We start from the raw sequence: 20055 nt of genomic DNA, 5'->3' as shown, positions 1-20055 counted from the left end.
TAACATGAAATATTTATTTATCGGCCTAATTAAATTTTACCAGAAAGCAATCAGTCCTTTTAAACCACCAACCTGCCGTTTTTACCCGAGTTGTTCTGCATACGGGCTGGAAGCTTTCCGCAGATTTGGTGTACTCAAGGGTGGATACTTGACGATTAAACGAATAAGTAAATGCCATCCTTTTCATCCTGGAGGAGTTGACCTAGTACCTCCCCCTAAAAATAAAAAGAATGTTCGAACAGGAGATGAGCGCAATGAAACTACGAATTGATGAAGCTGCTACGACATGGTATAAAGATACTTTCGAGCCTAGTTCTCCCATTGCTTTACGCTTTTATGTTCGATATGGCTTTGGCGGCCATATTCCTGGGTTTTCTTTAGCAATAAAAATGGCAACCCCAGAAAATCCAATTGCTACTGCTGAAAAAGGTGATATGCTGTTTTTTGTTGAGGAAAGTGATGCCTGGTACTTTGAAGAAAAAGATTTGCATATAAAACTAGATGAAAACCTTCAAGAGCCAACATTTTTATATGAATAACGAACACCCTCACACAGGAGCTATGTGTGAGGGTTCATAATTTGGAAACGCGTTAATTGTTCCCATTGCTTCTCTTGAGTTAAAATCTCCTTTTGATAATCCCCTAACAAATCAAAATGTGGATACTTGCTATTATTATGAATCCACTCTGCCCGCAGGTTATATTTTTCACCCCATGCAATCAATGCATCAATATCAGTACAACCAACCTTTGTCACTGTCGTAAAGTCTGGAAATCTTTCATCCTGCCAGTAATGTGTCAGAAATGCAATGTTTCCGTTTTCGATGCGTTGCTTCCAAGCTTCTAGTTCTTTACGATTAATGCCAAAAGCCATCAGCTATTCGCTTCCATCTGTTTTTTATATGCTTCGTGCCACTCTGGAAAAGCCTTTCTCATAGAGAGTGGTCGAAATGAATCTTTTTTTACGATAACGTGCTCAGTAGAACCTGTTACAGCAATAACATCATCATTTCCTATAACTTGATAACCATAAATCGTTCGTATCCCATCATAATGTGCTAACCACGTTTCCACGGATACGGTATCTCCGTAGCGAATGGGATGTTTATAGGAGATATGTACATCTGTTACTGGTGAAACAATATTGTTCTTCTCCATTTCGATATATTGAAAACCTAATGCGTCAATAAATTTCGTTCGCCCAATTTCAAACCAAATTAAATAATTCGCGTGATATACTACTCCCATCTGATCGGTCTCTTGATATCGAACCTCAATCGGTGTGTTTACTTTTTGATTCATTCTCTCTTTACCCTCCTCAAGCTCAACTATCATTCTAACACACCACGATGTGTTTTTGCTTAAGGAATTAGAATGGCCACGCCATCGCCTAAAGGAGCGTGGCGTGGCGTGGCCATTCTAAGCTATTCGTTATGTTGCTGCGCGGCTTCATCCTTTATTTCTGCACGCATTCCTTCAATCGATTCTTCTCTTCGTTTATTTTTTGCTTTTATTTGTTCACGACCTTCTTCTGATGTGAATTCCATCGTTTCTTCTGCTTTCTCCATATTTTGAATCGTATCCTCTACCATTTCTTGAAGCTTTTCTACATTATCACTGCGATCATCAGGTTTAGGCGTATATTTATTATCCGTCATAGTCATTCTCCTTTGTTTATTGTAATCGAGATCAGCTTTAGTTTTTTCGTTTACATACTTTCTATACAAAATAATGGCAAATAAAAATCCCTTATTTCATTCATCGAGATGGAGAATGGCATAAGGGGCAAGTTTTTACGCTTCCTTATCGGTGATATTTAGTGAATCCTGAATTCTTTGTTCGATGTTTTCTTCAATCCGATCCATAATTTCTTTATCTTTTAATATTTGCTGACGATTTGCTTTGACTAAATCATCAAAGCTTAATTTTCTCTTAAGTGACATGACAATACACCCTTTCATTGATTGTTATGAAGAAGTATTGCCATGCTCTCAACAATTTATAATAAATAATGCGAAAATTAATTTTTTTATCCTAGCAGGTTAGTTCGTCCTTTTTTAAAACCACAATTCTTTTGGAAATAATGTCGCATCGCTCAAGTTAAAGTAAAAAAAACTCCTACACCGAAGTGTAAGAGTTTTCAAGTCTATAACTTTTATGCGTTTCGTAGTTTATCACGAAGTACCATTTGCAGGATTCCTCCATGACGGTAATAATCAATTTCAACTTCACTATCAAAGCGTGCAATTGCTTTAAACTTCGTTTCTTTACCAGCTTCATCTACAGCAGTAACAGAAACAAGATCATGTGGCTTCACGCTTTCATCAACCTCTACCGTAAAGCTTTCTTTTCCTGTTAATCCGAGCTTATCGGCATTTTGACCTTTTTCAAACTGAAGTGGAAGCACACCCATCATAACTAAATTGGAACGATGAATACGTTCAAAGCTTTCCGCAATAACTGTCTTAATACCAAGAAGGTTTGTGCCTTTTGCTGCCCAGTCACGCGATGATCCCATTCCATAATCCTTCCCAGCAATGACCATTAAGCCAGTTTGATCTGCTTGATACTTCATTGCAGCATCATAAATCGGCATAATTTCTCCAGTTGGCCAATATGTCGTATAGCCTCCCTCAGTTCCAGGAGCTAAGAGATTACGAATACGAATATTTGCAAACGTTCCGCGCATCATCACTTCATGGTTCCCACGGCGTGAACCATAGGAATTAAAGTTTCGTGGTGAAACCCCTTTTTCCTGCAAGTATTTTCCAGCAGGCATATCTTTTGCAATCGCCCCAGCAGGAGAAATATGGTCAGTTGTTACCGAATCACCAAATTTTCCAATTGCTCGGAGTTGATGCAATGTTTCTACCTTACCTGCATCTTTCGCTAGGCCTTCAAAGAATGGTGGATTCTGAATATACGTAGAGTCTCCATCCCATTCAAATAGTGGCTCGTCTGTTGTTTCAATTTCATTCCACTTTTCATTTGATTGGAATACATTTTCGTACTCTTTACGGAATATTTCAGGATTAACTACCTTTTGAATCTCTGCTTTAATTTCTTCCATTGATGGCCATATATCATTTAAGAAGATCGGCTTGCCATTTTCATCTTTTCCTAGTGCATCTTTTGTTAAATCGATATCAACTGATCCTGCTAATGCATACGCAACTACTAATGGTGGTGAAGCAAGATAGTTTGCTTTAACAAGTGGGTGGATACGTCCTTCAAAGTTTCTATTACCTGAGAGTACTGAAGCAACTGTTAAATCATTTTCAGCAATCGCCTTTTCAATTTCAGGACGTAAAGGACCTGAGTTTCCAATACATGTTGTACATCCATAACCAACTAGATTAAAGCCTAATTTATCTAGATAAGGCATTAATCCTGCATCTTCTAAATAACGTGTAACAACTTTTGAACCTGGAGCCAATGACGTTTTTACATATTCAGGTACAGTCAATCCTTTTTCAATTGCTTTTTTTGCAAGCAATCCAGCTCCAAGCATTACATAAGGGTTTGATGTATTTGTACAGGATGTGATTGCCGCAATAGCTAATGATCCTGTTTTCATCACAGATGTTTTACCATTTGGATGCGCAATCGTTACTTCTTTATTGAACTCTGACTTATCTAAACCAAAGCCTTGGTTTCCTGATGGAGCAGTAATCGCTTTATTAAATTCCTTTTTCATGTTTGATAAAGCAATTAAATCCTGTGGACGTTTTGGTCCAGATAGATTCGGCTCCAATTGAGAAAGATCTATTTCGACAACTTCTGTATATGCTGGATCTGGTTGATCTGGTGCGTACCATAAATTATTTTCCTTACAATACGTCTCAACCAACTTAATTTGTGCTTCATCTCTTCCTGTTAGACGAAGATAGTTTAGAGACTCTTCATCTACAGGGAAAAAGCCACAAGTTGCCCCATATTCAGGAGCCATATTCGAAATTGTAGCACGGTCTGCGAGCGGCATATCCTGTAACCCTGGTCCAAAATATTCCACAAATTTACCTACTACATTTTTTTCACGCAATACTTGTGTTACTTTTAATGCAAGGTCCGTTGCCGTTGTTCCTTGTGGAAAGCTACCAGTAAATTTCACACCAATTACTTCTGGTGCTGGGAAGTATGAAGGCTGCCCTAGCATGCCTGCTTCTGCTTCAATTCCACCGACTCCCCAACCAAGCACTCCTAATCCGTTAATCATTGTGGTATGCGAGTCCGTTCCGACAAGTGTATCAGGAAATGCATCATATTCGCCATTGTCATTTTCGATTCCATGAACAACGTTCGCAATATACTCTAAGTTCACTTGGTGTACAATTCCAGTCGCAGGCGGTACAGCGCGATAATTTTCAAACGCTTTTTGCGCCCAATGTAAAAACTCATATCTTTCTCCATTGCGCTCAAACTCTAGATCCATATTTGCTTTTAATGCGGTTGGTGTTCCATATTGATCCACTTGTACAGAATGATCAATAACCAAATCAACCGGAACCTCTGGATTAATCTTGTTTGGCTCACCACCTAAATCAACCATCGCCTTACGTAGTGATGCAAGGTCGACAACAGCTGGCACTCCAGTAAAGTCCTGTAAAATAACACGAGAAGGTTTAAATGGTACATCGACACCTTTTCCTTCAGCAGTTCCCCATTTTGCTAATCCTTTTACATGCTCATCCTTAATCACTTTTCCGTCATACTGACGGAGAATAGATTCAAGCAGCACACGTACCGAAAAAGGCAGACGTGTAATTTCCCCAAAGCCAGCACTCTCTAACGCTTTTAGTTGATAGTAGTTGTAAGTTCTACCATCTAATGTGAATTGTTTTTTTGCATGAAACTTATTTTGTTCTCCCATATAGGTTTCCCCTTTCCATCTTGCTTTTTCATAGCTCGAGATAGAATGTAGCTCAACCATCTGCTACTGATAAACATTTATTATCTCCCGAGTGTGAGAATTAAAAATATAATGGCGCTAAACCCTTTCGTTCTCTATATTAAATGAAAAACAAGCATAAAACAAATGTTTCATGCTTGTTACTATATAGTAAAATCTTATGAAGAATGATAATAATTACTTATACAATTGTTTGCTTTATTAAACTTAAATTTATATTCCTTGTAATTCAGTAAATGTAATTCGAAATGTACTACCTTTATCCTCGTTTTGCATAATATTTAATGTAGCATCATGTCGTTCTAATATTTGCTTCGTAATCATTAAACCTAATCCTGTTCCGGTTTTCTTTGTCGTGAAAAACGGCTCACCAAGCTTGTGAATAATCTTCTCATCTATTCCTGGACCTTCATCAATGACATCGATTTGAAGATAGGATCCGTTGCGACGCATGATCACATTGATTTTTCCACTTTCTTCCATTGCTTCAATCGCATTTTTGACGATATTAATTAATACTTGCTTTATTTGCGAACGATCACAATAAACCGAGCAATCTTCTTCTTTATCGAATATAATCATTATATTTTTTAATTTTGCTTGTGGTTTCAATAATTCAATTACATCCTCAATCATTTGCTCAACCGATTCTTGCTGCTTATAATCCGTCAAAGGCTTGGAAATAAACAGCAATTCGGAAGTGATTGTTTCCATCTTTTCTATTTCATCAATCATAATCTTATAATAAACGTCCTTCCGCTTTACACCTGCCTCAAGAAGCTGTAAAAATCCTTTTAGAGATGTTAGCGGATTACGGATTTCATGTGCGATTCCTGCTGCTAACTGCCCAGCAATTGACATCTTCTCAGACCGAATCATCATTTCCTCTGCTTCTTTTTTATCGGTAATGTCACGTATAATCGAGATAAAATAGCCTGCTTCATTGTTGTTATCCAAAAGCTTTGCAATTTTACATTCACACCATATATAGCGTTCATCATAATTTTTAACTTGAATATTAAAAATGTTTTCTTTATCCACGGTTTGATCTAGATTGTTTTTAATATATGTAATATCTTCGGGTGCGACAAAATCTAACCATTGAACTCCTTTTAGCTCGGAAAGCTTGTAGCCTAACGCATGTTCAATTGAATTGGAAATATAAAGCAGGTTCCCTTCTAAATCCCAAAGTGAAACAACATCATTGCTTTTTTGTTCAATCCAATTCAACATAAACGATGGAAGTGAAGCCAAGCTTTTTATCGGGCTATTGTCGTGGGTTGTTTCCATAATGGCGGGATTAGCAAGATATTCGCCATTTTTGTCATATTTGTTCGAATTATTCACCATCACATTCGCCCCTTTTATACAAAATCCAACAATCAAGATCGCTCGCTTAATCTATTATATGTCCTACCCTAAGTAAATATGAAACTTGTTTCTATGTAGCAATCCACTTATAATAATACTAGCATATAATGTAAATTGATGTTACATCATTTACCAATTTAAATATACCATTAGAAGTGATTTTATGATATAAAAGTTACCATATTTTTTATTTTTTTCTATGGTATGCTTAATAAGCTAGATTCATTTTTTCTCTATTGGCAAGGTATTGATAGTATATAATATGAAGGTGATAAAATGTCAATATTTGTAGATTATTTCATTATTTTGTGGGGATTTTTCCTTATAGGTTCGATGGCAATCGGCGGCTATTTTATGTTTCGAAAATTTCTTAAACAGCTACCAAAAGATGATGGCAAAAGTGTAATGGATTGGGAAAATTACTATTTCGATAAAACAAAGCATATGTGGCAAGAAAAAGAAAAAGCACTCTTAGAAGAATTAGTTGCGCCAGTACCAGAATTGTTTAGAGATGTAGCACGTCATAAAATTGCAAGTAAAATCGGAGAAATTGCCTTGCAACGAAACAACATACATATAACCGAAGATATTGTGATTGAAGGCTATATTATTGCTACCCCAAAACGTGATCACAAATTCCTTCGTAAAAAGCTAAAGGAAAAAAACATTAATATTGCTGATTACGAGCATCTCTTTCAATTATCAAAATCAAACTACCGTGATAACTGGCAAAAGCAATACAATCGAAAATAGTTATAAAGCTAGTTGCTTGAAACGTACTAATAGTTAAAAAAAATGCGCCGACTTTATTTTTACAGCGCATTTTTTGTATTTAATTGATTTTCTAGCTTTTTAAATTTATAAAGCATCGCAATACGCCAAGACAGAATCATACCAAAAGCAAGCAAGAAAAACATACCGCTCGTCTCTCCTAGAGAAATCGTCTTGCCAAGATAAAGCTTTAATACGATACGAACTACTAATAATCCAAATAAGATAAAGATAAATGATTTAGATGGAATTAAATAAATCGCATTTCCCCTTATCTCGAATTTAGACGATTTTATCAAGAAAAAAGAAAAAACAACGCCTACAGACATCGCTTCTATCACTTGTAGTAGACTAACCTGAAACGGTGGAAATACAAACATGAGAGCCCCTGTACTCATGAATAACGGAGGAAGTAATATTTTTTTTACCGATGCTGGTTTTTTGGCAGCTTTTAAACGAACAAAAATCATCGTCACAGCCATAAATGCTGCCGCAATTGTACTAGCTATGAGCCAAAACATAGATTATCACTTCTTTCTAAAAGTCCAGGAATGCACCCATTTTCGGATTCATTCCTGAACCTCCCCCTATTAATTATTGATCGTTGGCGATATTTAATATAATCGTAATTGTTACGCCAAGAACTGTGAGATAAACCCCTATATCAAAAAGCATCGCGGTCGCAAGCTCAATTTTCCCGAATATCGGTACATTAAAGTAACCAAATGTATGAGAGAGAAATGGCACATCAAATACAAAAGAACCTAAGCCCGTACCCACAGCTATTAACAGGCCTACTGGAATTACTGTTCGAAAATTAACAGGTATTATTTTCGCGATTGTTTCCATCCCATATGCCATATACATCAGGATTACTGCTGCAGAAGTAACTAGCCCACCAACAAATCCACCACCAGGAGAATTATGTCCAGCTAATAATAAATACACAGCAAATCCAAGTAATATAAACGCAATAAGGGATGTGGTTGTACGTAAAATTAAATCATTCGGTTTGTACATAAGTAAGTTCCCCTTTTACCAATTCAATTATTTAATATGATAATACAAAGCGATTGGAGATTCTACTAAAAACCACTCCAACCAAACCAGCTTGCCAAAAATGAAGTTAGCTTTGTCGTCCAATTAAAAAAGAGTGCAATTCCCATAAAGATCATGAAATATCCACCAATTTTGACTAGCAGTACACTATGGCGTTTAATCCACGACAGCTTGCCAACGAAAAAGGAAAGCACGAAAAACGGAATCGAAAAACCTAACACATAACTGATCATCATTACCATTCCGACTTGTGGATCTGACGCGGCAAGCGAAAATACAACCATCAAGATCGGTCCTGTGCATGGCTGCCAGCCTAATGAAAATGCTAACCCAATAATATACGATCCAATGTATCCAGATGGACGATTTCGAAAGGTAACTCGTTTATCCTTCATCAAAAAATTAAAATTAAAGATCCCCACAATCACTAAGCCAAAGAAGATAATTAAAATACCGCCGATTTGGCGAATCAATTCATTATATGTAGTTAAAAAAGTCGCAAAAAAAGTGGAAGAATATCCAATGATGATAAAAATACTTGAAAATCCAAGTAAAAAGAAGATGGTATGTAGCATACTCTTTTTATTAAATCCTTTTTGATCCTGCTGCAGCTCATTCACACTCATACCTGTTATGTAGGATAAAAAAGCAGGGAACAATGGTAATACACAAGGTGAGATAAATGATAGAAAACCTGCTCCAAACGCAATAAAAATATTAATTTCTGACATGCTAACCCCTCCCAATCCATTAACCTTCATTCTAACAAAAATGTGTGAGATAAAAAGAATTAGATTTTGACAATATTGCAACAATTAAAGCACAGAAATCAAAAAACCCTATACTTCTATTTTGTACAGGGCATTTGCAAATGGAAATTTCCTCATAATAGAGATGATTGCATGATTATTTATCCATTTGAGTATTCATTGCACGCATCATTTGATTGATTTTTTTCTGGGATGGTTTTTGTCCCATTTGCATCATTAATGTGCGAAGCATTTGCTCATTAATTGGTGGATTCTTTTTCATATAGCTCATCATATATTTTCTCGCAATAAAAAAACCCAGAGCAACACCAGCAATTAATGCTCCAATTGCTATTAATACTACCCATATAGTTCCCATGTAAAGCTTTCCTCCTTCGTGTTGTCTCTTATACAGTATAGTAAATCAGAGATAGGAATACAATACTTCTTCCGCAATATGTTTTGAATTAAGTAATGATGGAGAAATCCATCCATAACGAACCGGATTGTTCCCTATTACAAATAAATAGGGATGTACTTGTCGTAAAAACGGAAACAACATATTTTCAGCTTCATGTATTGTTTGACATTGAAATTTTATCTGTTTTTTGCGCATATGTAAAGTAAGACATCGTGAATCGGTGGAAAGCTGATGTGCATTGCTTCGCTTTTGCACTTCTATATTATCTCTTAAATGAGAAAGAATAAGATCTGCATCGAATTCATTCGTTATAAATTCATATTGAAGCGCATAATCCTCTCTCTCCTTATCTTGTTCATAAGCTTTAAGAAAGCGATATAACAAGTCACTTTTATAAAAATAGTGAACAGCAAATTCTTCTTTAATCCAATAAATTGAATAGCTTTGCATCCAGCATTTCCTCCTCTATGCGTATTTATGTCTATTATAAGCATGTCTAACAGGAAAAAAATGTCATACTGTGTTAAAAAACAACACTAGTTTTGTCAAAAGCTTGATTAAATAGAGCATTTATACGTTATAAAGGAACGAAGAAAGCACCCCTATCGTATTCAATACAATAGAGATGCTTTTGCTATCTATGTTATTTCAATAAACGTTCTACATTTTGCACAACATTTTCTACAGAGAATCCATATTCCTTCATTACTTTATCGCCATTTGCAGAGGCACCAAACGTATCAATGCCTAGTACGATTCCTTCATCACCGGTATAACGCTCCCAACCGAAAGAAGCACCCATTTCAATGGCAACACGTTTTTTAACACTTTTCGGTAGAACTGAATGCTTATACGTTTCATCTTGCTCATTGAAACGATCCCATGATGGCATGCTCACGACGCGAACATCAATTTCCTTCGCTGCTAATTGCTCCTGCGCTTTAATTGCAAGCTGCACTTCGGATCCTGTTGCGAGTAATAACGCATCTGGCGTTTCTTTCTTACTATCAGAAACGATATAAGCGCCTTTTTTAACGCCTTCATATGCATGCTCTTTAGTTCCTGCTAACGTTGGTAAATCTTGTCTTGTTAACACAAGGGCAGTTGGCTTGTTTTTAGACTCTAATGCTAAACGCCAAGCTGCTTGTGTTTCATTTGCATCTGCTGGACGAATAAGCGACACATTCGGCATTGCTCTTAGAGCTGCTAAATGCTCAACCGGTTCGTGTGTAGGACCGTCCTCTCCAACCGCGATGGAGTCGTGTGTGAACACGTACGTAACAGGTGTATTCATAATGGCAGACAAACGAACTGCTGGTCGTAAGTAATCACTAAATACGAAGAATGTACCACCGTAGACCTTTAAGCCTCCATGAAGTGCCATTCCATTTAAAGCAGCTCCCATTGCATGCTCACGAACACCAAACCAAATGTTTCTACCAGCATAATTGTTACGTGAAAAATCAGCTTCATCGTTCATCATTGTTTTGTTAGAGCCCGCTAAATCTGCACTTCCTCCAAAGAAGAACGGTACATGCTTCGCAATGGCATTTAACACTTTTCCTGACGATGCCCTTGTAGCCAATGTATCTTTTCCTGATTCAAAGGATGGCAGCTCTTTTTCCCAACCTGCTGGAAGTTCACCTTTAATGGCTAACTCCAATTCCTTTGCTTCTGTCGGATATTTTTCTTTATATGCATCAAAAAGAGAATTCCAAGCGTTTTCTGCTTCTGCTCCTGGGTTCACAATTTTATCGCGAAAATCATGATAAACTTCTTCTGGAACATGAAATTCTTCATGTGCCCAATTATAATATTCTTTTGTTAGTTTTACTTCATCTCCCCCTAATGGAGAACCATGAGAAGCAGCTGAAGCAGATTTATTTGGTGAACCGTATCCAATTACTGTTTTAATTTCAATCAATGTTGGCTGCGCTGTATTTTCCTTTGCAGCTTTTATTGCTTTTCTCAGCTGGGCGATATCATTTCCATCCTCTACACGTAATACCTGCCAGCCGTATGCTTTAAAACGTTCCTCTGTATTATCAGAGAATGATTGATTTAAATCACCATCAAGGGAAATGTCATTTGAATCATACAATGCAATTAATTTTCCTAAACGTAAATGACCTGCTAAAGAAGCGGCTTCATGTGAAATACCTTCCATTAAATCGCCGTCACTTACAAGTGCATATGTAAAGTGATCGATAATGGAAATATCCGTTTTATTATATTTTGCAGCAAGATGTGCCTCAGCCATCGCCATTCCAACAGCCATCGCAATCCCTTGTCCTAATGGTCCAGTAGTAGCTTCAACTCCATCTGTATGATGTACTTCGGGATGACCTGGTGTTCTAGACTCCCATTGGCGGAAATTCTTCAAGTCCTCCATTGTCACATCATAGCCTGCTAAGTGTAACAAGCTATACAACAGCATGGAACCATGACCTGCAGACAAAACAAACCGATCTCGGTTAAACCATTTTGAGTTTTTAGGGTTATGCTTCATAAAGTCTGTCCACAACGTATAAGCCATTGGCGCGGCTCCCATTGGAAGACCAGGATGACCGGAATTTGCTTTTTCAATAGCGTCAATTGATAGTGTTCGAATTGTATTAATAGATAGTTGTTCAACATTATTTCCCAAGGTATATACCCCTTTCCGTGTAAAAGCTTCTAGTATCTACTTCATCTTATAACGAAACATAGGACATAACAAGCGAAAACACGATGCAAAAGAATTTACAGCTCCAAATCGTGTCTTTTTCTTGATAAATTATAAAGAATAAAAAAAGCTTACATCAATTCTTTTTATTTCTCTCCTGTAAATCTCGAACCTTTTGAGGTGTAACATCATTTCCAGCAGGATCAATTACAGTCATTGTTTTAAATTGGTTTTTAAAGGATTTTCGAACATTTTTTAGGTACTCTTGCCTTAATTCCGCTTGTTCCTCTTTTTCGGCATTTGTGAGTCCCTCATTCTTTGCCTTCTTAGCAAGAAAATTGATGCGTTCTAACTTTTGTTTACTTATCATGTGGTCTATCCTCCTGTTAAGGCAGATTGACTCCAACGTTAACATGGGTGGAGTCGTCAAATTTAAAAAAGCACGAACGATAAATATGTTCCTGCTTTTTTATCATAACTTCCTACTTATTTATATTCAAGTTTTTTGAAACTCTTGATATCGGCGATGTACCGTTGCCTTGGAAACATCAAAGCCCATCCCCTGTAATATAGTAGTAATTTCCTCGAAGGTCATCTTTTGTGCTCGTAAACGCACAACTTCTTGAATCGGAAAATCCTTTCTCTCCCGTCCTGGAGCTTGATTCCGATTCGTAAGATTTTTTGCAGGATTAAATCCTTTGTCCATCGCCCTTTTTATGCCACGTTTAATTTTTTCGTTATGAAGCTTTCGTTGATATTCCTCTACAATACCGACGATTTTGAGCACCATAGAATCCGACTCGGAAATTTCCAATTGTCCATCGTGATAAATAGAAAATATTGGTATGTTCAGCTTTTGTAACTGATGAAAAAGTGCAATTTTAGTATTTCCTCTTCCAAGCCTTGTCTCGTCCTGAATCAATAAACAATCTGCTTCTCCATCTGCAAAATCATCAAGCATATCAAAGATGCCATCTCTCCCAATTTCATATCCACTTGCTCGTTCTTCAATAATTCGAACGATTTTAAAGCCTTGCCTTAAAGCAAGCTGCATTAATTCTTCTTTTTGCCTAATTAAAGAACTTTCCTGTGTTTGTTTATCTGTGCTTACTCTACAATATATGATTGCTCGCAATTTAATAATCTCCTAGTTGCATTATGCTGTGATGAGTGAAAAATACAAAAATCCTAACGTTAATCCAAACGTTACGAAATATAGCAAATCAGTTCTTGTCCATTTTCCAAACATATTATCAGCCCTTTCATCAAAATAGAACCTTTGTTCTGTTACTTGTAATTATAAACAGAACATATGGTCTTGTCAATAGATTTTTAGAACGAATGTTTGCATTTTGAGATGTGAAATGGTAAACTATCAATAGTAAATATATGTGCGAGGTGTTCCTTACATGATAAAATTATCAAAAAGACAGCAAGCCATTCTCGACTTTATTAAAAGTGAAGTTCATCTAAAGGGATATCCACCTTCTGTTCGAGAAATTGCCGAAGCTGTTGGCTTAGCATCTAGCTCTACAGTTCATGGGCATTTATCCAGATTAGAAAGTAAAGGATTTATTCGACGAGATCCTACAAAACCAAGAGCAATTGAAATTCTTGATTTTTCTTCAGAACCGAGTATTCCAAAAGAAGATACATTATATGCCCCATTAATTGGAAAAGTAACAGCAGGGATTCCTATTACTGCAGTGGAAAACATTGAAGAGTATATTCCGATTCCACGATCTAGCGCTAGCCCAGAAGATAATATATACGTGCTAGTCATTGATGGTGAAAGTATGATAGAGGCTGGTATTCTTGATGGTGATATGGTAATCGTAAAACAACAAAACACGGCTCAAAATGGAGAAATTGTAGTTGCGATGACAGAGGATGATGAAGCAACGGTGAAACGTTTCTTTAAAGAGAAAAATCACATCCGCCTTCAACCGGAAAACGCAACAATGGAACCACTCATTTATCAAAATGTTTCTATTTTAGGGAAGGTTATTGGACTATATCGAAATATCCATTAATAAAAACGAGTTAGGTATTTTATATACCAGCTCGTTTTTATGTTTGGCTCATTTTAACACTTTATATGATTCTTCACTTACATACTTACCATTTTTATATCCATTTAATTCCTAACATGAAACATTCCTAATTAGCACAATTTAATTGTATGTTCTTATTAAAATGGGCTTAGGAGTGGACAGATGAAAACGTTTATTTACTTCCTTTGTGTTTTAATTATATATATTACCTTTCCTTTTATATCATATGCTGACACAAAGGATCGTTTCGATTATGAAAAAACAGGAAAGGTTTTTTGGGAGGTGGATACCGATGATAAAATTGTGGCGATTACCTTTGATGACGGACCCCACCCTGTATACACACCTCAGATTTTAGATTTACTTAACGAATACAATGCGAAAGCCACATTTTTTGTTACAGGTGAACAAGCAAAGACACACCCGCAACTTATTTATCGTGAGCATATAGAAGGACATGAGGTTGCAAATCATACCTATCATCATCTTTCAATTCCTAAGGATAGCAAAAAATTACAAGACGAATTATATAATACTTCATATACCATACGAGAAATTACTGGTAAAGAACCAGCGCTCTATCGGCCTGTTGGGGGCAATTATAATGACTTAATTATTAACACAGCTATTGATAGTGGTTACTTAGTTGTTTTCTGGTCATGGCACCAGGATCCAGAAGATTGGAAGAAACCCGGTACAGATAAAATTGTAAACCATATTAAGAAAAATATTACTCCTGGTGACATCATTTTATTACATGATTCAGGAGGAGATCGTCGGCAAACGGTCGCAGCATTAGAAAAAGTATTAGCATTTTTTAAAGAAGAGGGGTACGAATGCTTAACTGTGTCTGAAATGCTAAAAAGAACAAATGCGATTCCCTTTGAATAATCAATTAATGAAAAAAGGATGTGGCTTTGTGGAGTTTCCTGTTATTCATACAAATATATGGGATGGCCTTATCGCTGTCCCTCTCATCGTGATTATTACACAGCTATTTAAATTTTTCTCTATCCCCCGGCAGTACTTCCCAACTATTGCCGGCGCGCTAGGGTTTATCATTTCCATATTTTTTAGTCACCGACACAACTTATGGGCAGGAATTTTTATGGGCGCGTTTTATGGGGCTGCTGCTGTTGGAACGTATGCTTCATTAAAAACAACATGGCAAGCATTTAAAAGAAAACGAAAGGATAAACATTCATATTAGTATTATTGATATGGATGTAGTTAACAATAAATTGCTACTACGCATAGCGAGATTTGTAAGATACACAAAAAACCCCCCAAAGGAAAACAGATTTTGAGTTATCATCTGTCTACCTTCAGAGGAATTTAACTAATACTGAACAGTTCATTTTTCATTTTTTATTCCGTGAAACATAATATTAGTATACTTCTACCTGCCCCATCATACCATTATCTTCGTGTTCGAGAATATGACAATGATACATATATTTCCCCTCTTCTGGGAAAGTGACGAGCAATTTTACTCGTTCGCCTGGCTCTATAAGAACACTGTCTTTCAAGCCTCTTTCATTTGGATTCACTTCTCTTCCATCACGCGATATAATTTTAAACTGGGTACCATGAATATGGAATGGATGGATCATTCCTCCCATATTGTCAGGCTTATTATAGACTTCCCAAACTTCCGAGACGCCTTTCTTCTGTCGCAGATCAATTCGATTAGGATCAAATTTCTTTCCATTAATAGTAACCCTATCCATCATTCCAAACAATTCGATCTCCTTGGTGACTGGTAAGGATTTTTCTTCTTCTGAAAGGACAGAAGTATCATCAGTCCAAGATATAGATTCTTTCTCTCCTTTTCCTTTATCAATATCCAAATTAAAAGGCAACAGAGCATTATCTTCTTCATCAGTAATGGCGATTGGCTTATCTGTGTCCATTGCTGAAAAATCAATTAAAATTTCAGCGCGCTCGGATGGAGCCAGTGTAATCTCCTCTGTTTTTACTGGCTCATACAATAATCCACCATCTGAAGCTATTTGAGTAAATGCGGCATTATTACTTAAACGAAACGTGTAATTTCGTGCATTCGAACCATTAAGAATTCGAAAACGCATCAGTGGTTGTGTTACAGTTAATCTTGGATTGTATGTACCGTTTACGAGCGATACATCCCCAATCGTACCATCACTGTTCATGAGCTTCTCAAAGTCAAGTTGTTGATGCTCATCAAAGAGACGATCTTGAAATATGAGCGGAATATCATCTACTCCATAATTATGAGGCAATCCAGTAGCTACACGATCTTTCTCTTCCACGTAGAGCATTCCCGCAAGCCCTTTGAAAACTTGTTCTGCGGTTGATTTATGTGGATGTGGATGATACCACAGCGTCGCTGCTGATTGATCGGCTTTTAAGGTGACGATTTTACTTTCACCTGGCTGGATTAGATCGCTCGGACCACCATCTTCAGTTCCTGGTACTTCAAGACCATGCCAGTGAAATGTTGTTGGTTCATTTAACGCATTCCTGACTTTCACTTTAACAGTTTCTCCCTCTTTAAGCTGTAAAGTCTTCCCCAAAAAATTTCCATTATATCCGTAAGTTTTAGTTTGTGAACCATCAAAGAATTGCATCGCTCCCTCTTGAGCGACCACCTCATAATCGAATTCTGCGTCCTTCTGTTTTTCTAACAGAGGTGGTATTACTAACTCCTTAGTTCCTTCTGATGCTTGAAGAGAAGGGACATTGTTATGATCCATGTGACCTTCCATACCTTCCATGTCTCCATTATCCATTCTTTCTTCATGTTGCATTTCTCCGCGCTCCGTGCCTTGTTCATCTAATTGCTGGTTTGTTGGAGTGTTTGTGCAGCCCACTAATACTAACAAAAGTGCTGCAAATGACATTACCAATTTTTTCATTTTCTTGCTCCTTTACGTATACGCTCTGGATAAACTATTTTTTTACAATCAAGTATTAGGTAATATGATCGCCAATAGGCGAATTCTCTCAGTTTACTGATGATAGTTCCAAAGCTTTTTGCCAGTTGATGCTATACTCTTACATATACGAAATTTCGTACTACAACAATTTAATAAAGTAATACAATGTTTTCTCCATCCCTTCCCATTTGTTCCTTCGCCATCATCATATCGAATAATTATCAAGAAATAGTGCAAAATAACAACATCGTACATAATTCTCTAGAAACTAACAATCAATTCTTATTCTTACTGAAAGGAATCCGAGTTCCATTTCTTTCCTGATGAATCTGAATAAATGATGGTTATATTTCCTGTTGTGTCCATATTGAAATCAGAGAAGGATTTCATAACGTAAACATGCTATCAGACGAATTAGTGAAATAATCCTATAAAACGTCTCAATGCCTATTTGAACGTACTTTAACGAAAATTGAAATATATTCATTTTTATAGACAGCTTATAATTCAAAGTATTTTCCTCTTTAAAACCAATACATTAATGTATCGAAAATACCAATAATAAGTAGTATACTCCCAGCAATTTTATTAGTAATAGCCCCTATTTTTCTGCTTTTCTTCATGACTATCCCGCTCATACCGAAATACGAAATCAGATAGATTACCACCAAAAGCGGGAAAGTAGTTCCAATTCCAAATACGGATGGCAATAGCAAACCATATGACGTGGTCAATACAACAGGCATTAATGTCATAAAAAATAGTACAAACATCGTTGGACAAAATGCCAATGTAAAACTTACTCCTAATAAAAAACTTCCTAAATAGCTGTCTTTTATCTTCTCAGGTAACCTAAATGTACCAATAGATTTATTTAATTTTAATATCCCAATCATTAATAACCCAATTATAATAAGTAATGGACCTATTACTTTTCTTAACATCGGAAAGAATTCCACTAAAGTACTGTTCACTTCATTTCCCACTAACCAAATAATGAATCCTAGGATAGCGAAAACTAGAATCTTTCCAGATATAAATAAATATATATGTAACCAAGGAACTCGACCGATTAACGATTTATTCCCATAAATTGTAATCGCGCTGACATTACTTGTTAGTTGACATGGGGCAACAGCTCCCACTAATCCCAAAAAGAAAGCAAATAATAGTGGTATATGCTCAAAACCATAGGCCAGCCCATGTATTGGCCCACTTAGCATTCCGCTCATATGATTAAACAAATCAAACATATGTATACCTCCGTGACTACTCTACCTTCTTGATATATATAGTATTATCTCAAAATAAATTTAAGCGGTTCTTAATGACTTTATTAATAGAAGATATAAGAACCAGTAACTATTAATCCTTCTCAAATAATATCAAACTGATTATGGTGTAGGTTGATCTATTTCCATACATAACGAGCATTAACTCTTTAGAGTAACTTGCTTTACAATTATACATTTAAAATATCCAGAAAATATGGACGACTTAGGTAAATAAAATATAAAGTAGATTTAAAGTCTAGTTCCTCTATATTCTAATGGAAGAATAAAATATTACTTTAAATGATTAAAAAAACATATAAATAATGTTGGTCCAACTTATTCAAGATATATAATAAAAAATTGAACATGACATCGAACCAAAACCGAAGTTTCTCAACCCTCTTACTAGCCAACAAGAAGAAAGCGTTTATGAATATTTATACTCCACATACTCATATAGTTATTTATATTGGACAAGCAAAAGAAAGGGGATAAAAATGAGTGTATTACTACTGCTAATTATTTTAACGATTTTTTTATTTACAGTTTTCATTATTTATAAATTAGCTTTTCACCGAAACAGCTTAACTGAGATGACTGGTATGGTAATAGCTATGTCAATCGGTATGAGTGTTGGCTTAACTTTTGGTGTTATTATTGGAATATTACTGTCGGATAACTTTTTTTTCGCTACAGTTTTGGGAATTGTTATTGGTTTGTCATCTGGTTTTTTGGCAGGCATGCCAATAAGTATTGGTGCAGTACTTGACGGGATGCTTTCTGGTATCATGGGGGGCATGATGGGGACTATGCTTGGGGTAATGATAACGGTAGAATATCAAAGTGCTATTGTTAAAATAATGTTTTTTCTATTCCTTTGCATTTTATTACTCCTTCTCTATTTCGTTCAAAAAGAAGTCAGCAAACGTGAACCTGCATATTTATCTAATCCTCTGTTTACAATTATACTATTTGGTTTTATTTTTATTATATTTAACCATTTTGGACCGGTTTTTCCAGATGATAAGACCCCGAATGATCATATTCATATGGAGCACCATTCAAACAAATGAACATTTCGAATACACAATCCAATAATGAAGTTACAAAGAATCTATGGTACTCTGTAATATATCTTATGAACAGGGGCTTGACATCGGCATTAATCGTACAATAATAAAGTAAAGTTAAAGCGTTTGAATAAAATCTATAGTCTGGTCTGCAACGTTAATAATTCTCGGAAATGAGAGATTTCATTCCCGAGAATTATTTTGGTATTACTATGCTACACTTTTGCAAGCCTCTGCGCATTTAAAACAAGCATCAGCACATTTCTTACAATGGTCATGATCATGTTTTTGGCACTCATTTCCACATGCTTCACAAATTTTTGCACAGACGCTGGCCAATTCTGAAACAAATGGTGTATTTCTTGAAAGGGCTTGTTCAAAATAGCTACAAATATCCGCACACTCTCTGTCCAGACGAATACATTCAGCCATCATCTGGATATTATCTTCCTTTAAACATGCATCATAACAGTGATTACATGCAGTCATACACTCATGTAATGCTTGAATTAATTCTAAATGTTGCTCATGTGCCATCTTTTATTCCTCCCACCATAATGATTAAATACATTTTTACTGTTACCTAAACGGTTTAATATTAAACGGAAAATCACAATCTCCATAAAAACTGCACAAATTTTTATAGTATGATAAAGTCGTTATATTTAAAATCATCATCCCTCTGTTCATTTGAGGTGGAGGGGGGAATAGGATAGCACGGAAAATTTTTATCGAAAAAAGTGATAAATAGCGTGGATTTTTCACTTTCTCCTGCTATTTACCACTTCATAAAA

At 36.1% G+C, this 20055-nt stretch carries 24 protein-coding genes; 7 read left to right on the top strand and 17 right to left on the bottom strand.

Going from position 1 to position 20055, the window contains the following annotated elements; translation table 11 throughout:
• Window positions 1-4 precede the first annotated feature (4 nt).
• The gene (gene yidD, locus QBK89_RS05670) at window positions 5-271 is read left to right on the top strand and encodes a membrane protein insertion efficiency factor YidD (RefSeq protein ID WP_284140059.1); all 267 of its coding nucleotides are present in this window, start codon (window positions 5-7) and stop codon (window positions 269-271) included.
• Complete coding sequence (locus tag QBK89_RS05665) at window positions 255-539, top strand: HesB/YadR/YfhF family protein (RefSeq protein WP_284140058.1); 285 nt, start codon at window positions 255-257, stop codon at window positions 537-539. Before yidD ends, QBK89_RS05665 begins: the two co-directional genes overlap by 17 nt.
• A gap of 20 nt (window positions 540-559) precedes the next feature.
• Here the strand turns inward: QBK89_RS05665 and QBK89_RS05660 are convergent, their stop codons facing one another.
• The 6 genes from QBK89_RS05660 to QBK89_RS05635 form a co-directional block, all read right to left on the bottom strand.
• Window positions 560-874, bottom strand: a complete 315-nt coding sequence (locus QBK89_RS05660) for a hypothetical protein (protein WP_284140057.1) — start codon at window positions 872-874, stop codon at window positions 560-562.
• Window positions 874-1302: an acyl-CoA thioesterase gene (locus QBK89_RS05655; protein WP_284140056.1), complete on the bottom strand. Its 429-nt coding sequence runs from the start codon at window positions 1300-1302 to the stop codon at window positions 874-876. Before QBK89_RS05655 ends, QBK89_RS05660 begins: the two co-directional genes overlap by 1 nt.
• A gap of 122 nt (window positions 1303-1424) precedes the next feature.
• Window positions 1425-1658: a small acid-soluble spore protein Tlp gene (gene tlp, locus QBK89_RS05650; RefSeq protein ID WP_284140055.1), complete on the bottom strand. Its 234-nt coding sequence runs from the start codon at window positions 1656-1658 to the stop codon at window positions 1425-1427.
• Between the two features lie 135 nt (window positions 1659-1793).
• On the bottom strand, window positions 1794-1943 hold the full coding sequence (locus tag QBK89_RS05645; RefSeq protein ID WP_284140054.1) for an FbpB family small basic protein: 150 nt from the start codon (window positions 1941-1943) through the stop codon (window positions 1794-1796).
• A 212-nt stretch (window positions 1944-2155) separates the two neighbouring features.
• On the bottom strand, window positions 2156-4870 hold the full coding sequence (acnA, locus tag QBK89_RS05640; RefSeq protein ID WP_284140053.1) for an aconitate hydratase AcnA: 2715 nt from the start codon (window positions 4868-4870) through the stop codon (window positions 2156-2158).
• 252 nt (window positions 4871-5122) lie between these two features.
• Complete coding sequence (locus QBK89_RS05635) at window positions 5123-6259, bottom strand: ATP-binding protein (RefSeq protein WP_284140052.1); 1137 nt, start codon at window positions 6257-6259, stop codon at window positions 5123-5125.
• Window positions 6260-6556: 297 nt separating this feature from the next.
• Between QBK89_RS05635 and QBK89_RS05630 the strand changes: the two genes are divergently transcribed.
• Window positions 6557-7033 (top strand): DUF2621 family protein, encoded by a 477-nt coding sequence (locus QBK89_RS05630; RefSeq protein WP_284140051.1) that lies wholly within the window; start codon window positions 6557-6559, stop codon window positions 7031-7033.
• Window positions 7034-7092: 59 nt separating this feature from the next.
• On the opposite strand, the gene QBK89_RS05625 is transcribed toward QBK89_RS05630, so the two are convergent.
• The 8 genes from QBK89_RS05625 to QBK89_RS05590 all read right to left on the bottom strand — a co-directional run bounded on the left by QBK89_RS05625 (window position 7093) and on the right by QBK89_RS05590 (window position 13080).
• A complete protein-coding gene (locus tag QBK89_RS05625; protein ID WP_284140050.1) occupies window positions 7093-7572 on the bottom strand; it encodes a CcdC family protein in 480 nt (159 codons plus the stop codon).
• 73 nt (window positions 7573-7645) lie between these two features.
• Complete coding sequence (locus QBK89_RS05620; protein WP_284140049.1) at window positions 7646-8071, bottom strand: Na(+)/H(+) antiporter subunit B; 426 nt, start codon at window positions 8069-8071, stop codon at window positions 7646-7648.
• A gap of 65 nt (window positions 8072-8136) precedes the next feature.
• On the bottom strand, window positions 8137-8841 hold the full coding sequence (locus tag QBK89_RS05615) for a cytochrome c biogenesis CcdA family protein (protein ID WP_284140048.1): 705 nt from the start codon (window positions 8839-8841) through the stop codon (window positions 8137-8139).
• Between the two features lie 175 nt (window positions 8842-9016).
• Window positions 9017-9238 (bottom strand): YneF family protein, encoded by a 222-nt coding sequence (locus QBK89_RS05610; RefSeq protein WP_284140047.1) that lies wholly within the window; start codon window positions 9236-9238, stop codon window positions 9017-9019.
• 45 nt (window positions 9239-9283) lie between these two features.
• Window positions 9284-9730, bottom strand: a complete 447-nt coding sequence (gene sirA / locus QBK89_RS05605; protein ID WP_284140046.1) for a sporulation inhibitor of replication protein SirA — start codon at window positions 9728-9730, stop codon at window positions 9284-9286.
• Window positions 9731-9923: 193 nt separating this feature from the next.
• Window positions 9924-11927 (bottom strand): transketolase, encoded by a 2004-nt coding sequence (gene tkt / locus QBK89_RS05600; RefSeq protein WP_284140045.1) that lies wholly within the window; start codon window positions 11925-11927, stop codon window positions 9924-9926.
• Between the two features lie 154 nt (window positions 11928-12081).
• Window positions 12082-12315: a DUF896 domain-containing protein gene (locus QBK89_RS05595; RefSeq protein ID WP_284140044.1), complete on the bottom strand. Its 234-nt coding sequence runs from the start codon at window positions 12313-12315 to the stop codon at window positions 12082-12084.
• Between the two features lie 126 nt (window positions 12316-12441).
• Window positions 12442-13080: a YneB family resolvase-like protein gene (locus QBK89_RS05590; RefSeq protein ID WP_284140043.1), complete on the bottom strand. Its 639-nt coding sequence runs from the start codon at window positions 13078-13080 to the stop codon at window positions 12442-12444.
• 274 nt (window positions 13081-13354) lie between these two features.
• On the opposite strand from QBK89_RS05590, the gene lexA reads away from it, so the two are divergent.
• From lexA to QBK89_RS05575, 3 genes are all read left to right on the top strand, one after another.
• Complete coding sequence (lexA, locus tag QBK89_RS05585) at window positions 13355-13978, top strand: transcriptional repressor LexA (RefSeq protein ID WP_284140042.1); 624 nt, start codon at window positions 13355-13357, stop codon at window positions 13976-13978.
• Between the two features lie 183 nt (window positions 13979-14161).
• A complete protein-coding gene (locus QBK89_RS05580; RefSeq protein WP_284140041.1) occupies window positions 14162-14890 on the top strand; it encodes a polysaccharide deacetylase family protein in 729 nt (242 codons plus the stop codon).
• Window positions 14891-14918: 28 nt separating this feature from the next.
• Window positions 14919-15209 carry a hypothetical protein gene (locus QBK89_RS05575; RefSeq protein WP_284140040.1) on the top strand — a complete coding sequence of 97 codons (291 nt, stop codon included), beginning with the start codon at window positions 14919-14921 and terminating at the stop codon, window positions 15207-15209.
• Between the two features lie 178 nt (window positions 15210-15387).
• Here QBK89_RS05575 and QBK89_RS05570 read toward each other — a convergent pair whose 3' ends face one another.
• Window positions 15388-16896 (bottom strand): multicopper oxidase domain-containing protein, encoded by a 1509-nt coding sequence (locus QBK89_RS05570; protein WP_284140039.1) that lies wholly within the window; start codon window positions 16894-16896, stop codon window positions 15388-15390.
• Between the two features lie 545 nt (window positions 16897-17441).
• Window positions 17442-18170, bottom strand: a complete 729-nt coding sequence (locus QBK89_RS05565) for an urease accessory protein UreH domain-containing protein (protein ID WP_284140038.1) — start codon at window positions 18168-18170, stop codon at window positions 17442-17444.
• Window positions 18171-18688: 518 nt separating this feature from the next.
• Between QBK89_RS05565 and QBK89_RS05560 the strand changes: the two genes are divergently transcribed.
• Complete coding sequence (locus QBK89_RS05560) at window positions 18689-19264, top strand: hypothetical protein (RefSeq protein ID WP_284140037.1); 576 nt, start codon at window positions 18689-18691, stop codon at window positions 19262-19264.
• Between the two features lie 207 nt (window positions 19265-19471).
• On the opposite strand, the gene QBK89_RS05555 is transcribed toward QBK89_RS05560, so the two are convergent.
• Window positions 19472-19798 carry a four-helix bundle copper-binding protein gene (locus QBK89_RS05555; RefSeq protein WP_284140036.1) on the bottom strand — a complete coding sequence of 109 codons (327 nt, stop codon included), beginning with the start codon at window positions 19796-19798 and terminating at the stop codon, window positions 19472-19474.
• Between the last annotated feature and the right edge of the window lie 257 nt (window positions 19799-20055).

Origin of the sequence: Virgibacillus sp. LDC-1, assembly GCF_030137545.1 — a bacterium.
GTDB lineage: Bacteria > Bacillota > Bacilli > Bacillales > Amphibacillaceae > LDC-1.
This window is presented reverse-complemented; position numbering and strand designations above follow the sequence as displayed.

What these genes read in the sequence shown, in the direction of transcription:
- yidD (WP_284140059.1), top strand. Translation starts at nt 5, where the DNA reads ATGAAATATTTATTTATCGGCCTAATTAAATTTTACCAGAAAGCAATC.
- QBK89_RS05665 (WP_284140058.1), top strand. Translation starts at nt 255, where the DNA reads ATGAAACTACGAATTGATGAAGCTGCTACGACATGGTATAAAGATACT.
- QBK89_RS05660 (WP_284140057.1), bottom strand. Translation starts at nt 874, where the DNA reads ATGGCTTTTGGCATTAATCGTAAAGAACTAGAAGCTTGGAAGCAACGC.
- QBK89_RS05655 (WP_284140056.1), bottom strand. Translation starts at nt 1,302, where the DNA reads ATGAATCAAAAAGTAAACACACCGATTGAGGTTCGATATCAAGAGACC.
- tlp (WP_284140055.1), bottom strand. Translation starts at nt 1,658, where the DNA reads ATGACGGATAATAAATATACGCCTAAACCTGATGATCGCAGTGATAAT.
- QBK89_RS05645 (WP_284140054.1), bottom strand. Translation starts at nt 1,943, where the DNA reads ATGTCACTTAAGAGAAAATTAAGCTTTGATGATTTAGTCAAAGCAAAT.
- acnA (WP_284140053.1), bottom strand. Translation starts at nt 4,870, where the DNA reads ATGGGAGAACAAAATAAGTTTCATGCAAAAAAACAATTCACATTAGAT.
- QBK89_RS05635 (WP_284140052.1), bottom strand. Translation starts at nt 6,259, where the DNA reads ATGGTGAATAATTCGAACAAATATGACAAAAATGGCGAATATCTTGCT.
- QBK89_RS05630 (WP_284140051.1), top strand. Translation starts at nt 6,557, where the DNA reads ATGTCAATATTTGTAGATTATTTCATTATTTTGTGGGGATTTTTCCTT.
- QBK89_RS05625 (WP_284140050.1), bottom strand. Translation starts at nt 7,572, where the DNA reads ATGTTTTGGCTCATAGCTAGTACAATTGCGGCAGCATTTATGGCTGTG.
- QBK89_RS05620 (WP_284140049.1), bottom strand. Translation starts at nt 8,071, where the DNA reads ATGTACAAACCGAATGATTTAATTTTACGTACAACCACATCCCTTATT.
- QBK89_RS05615 (WP_284140048.1), bottom strand. Translation starts at nt 8,841, where the DNA reads ATGTCAGAAATTAATATTTTTATTGCGTTTGGAGCAGGTTTTCTATCA.
- QBK89_RS05610 (WP_284140047.1), bottom strand. Translation starts at nt 9,238, where the DNA reads ATGGGAACTATATGGGTAGTATTAATAGCAATTGGAGCATTAATTGCT.
- sirA (WP_284140046.1), bottom strand. Translation starts at nt 9,730, where the DNA reads ATGCAAAGCTATTCAATTTATTGGATTAAAGAAGAATTTGCTGTTCAC.
- QBK89_RS05595 (WP_284140044.1), bottom strand. Translation starts at nt 12,315, where the DNA reads ATGATAAGTAAACAAAAGTTAGAACGCATCAATTTTCTTGCTAAGAAG.
- lexA (WP_284140042.1), top strand. Translation starts at nt 13,355, where the DNA reads ATGATAAAATTATCAAAAAGACAGCAAGCCATTCTCGACTTTATTAAA.
- QBK89_RS05580 (WP_284140041.1), top strand. Translation starts at nt 14,162, where the DNA reads ATGAAAACGTTTATTTACTTCCTTTGTGTTTTAATTATATATATTACC.
- QBK89_RS05570 (WP_284140039.1), bottom strand. Translation starts at nt 16,896, where the DNA reads ATGAAAAAATTGGTAATGTCATTTGCAGCACTTTTGTTAGTATTAGTG.
- QBK89_RS05565 (WP_284140038.1), bottom strand. Translation starts at nt 18,170, where the DNA reads ATGTTTGATTTGTTTAATCATATGAGCGGAATGCTAAGTGGGCCAATA.
- QBK89_RS05560 (WP_284140037.1), top strand. Translation starts at nt 18,689, where the DNA reads ATGAGTGTATTACTACTGCTAATTATTTTAACGATTTTTTTATTTACA.
- QBK89_RS05555 (WP_284140036.1), bottom strand. Translation starts at nt 19,798, where the DNA reads ATGGCACATGAGCAACATTTAGAATTAATTCAAGCATTACATGAGTGT.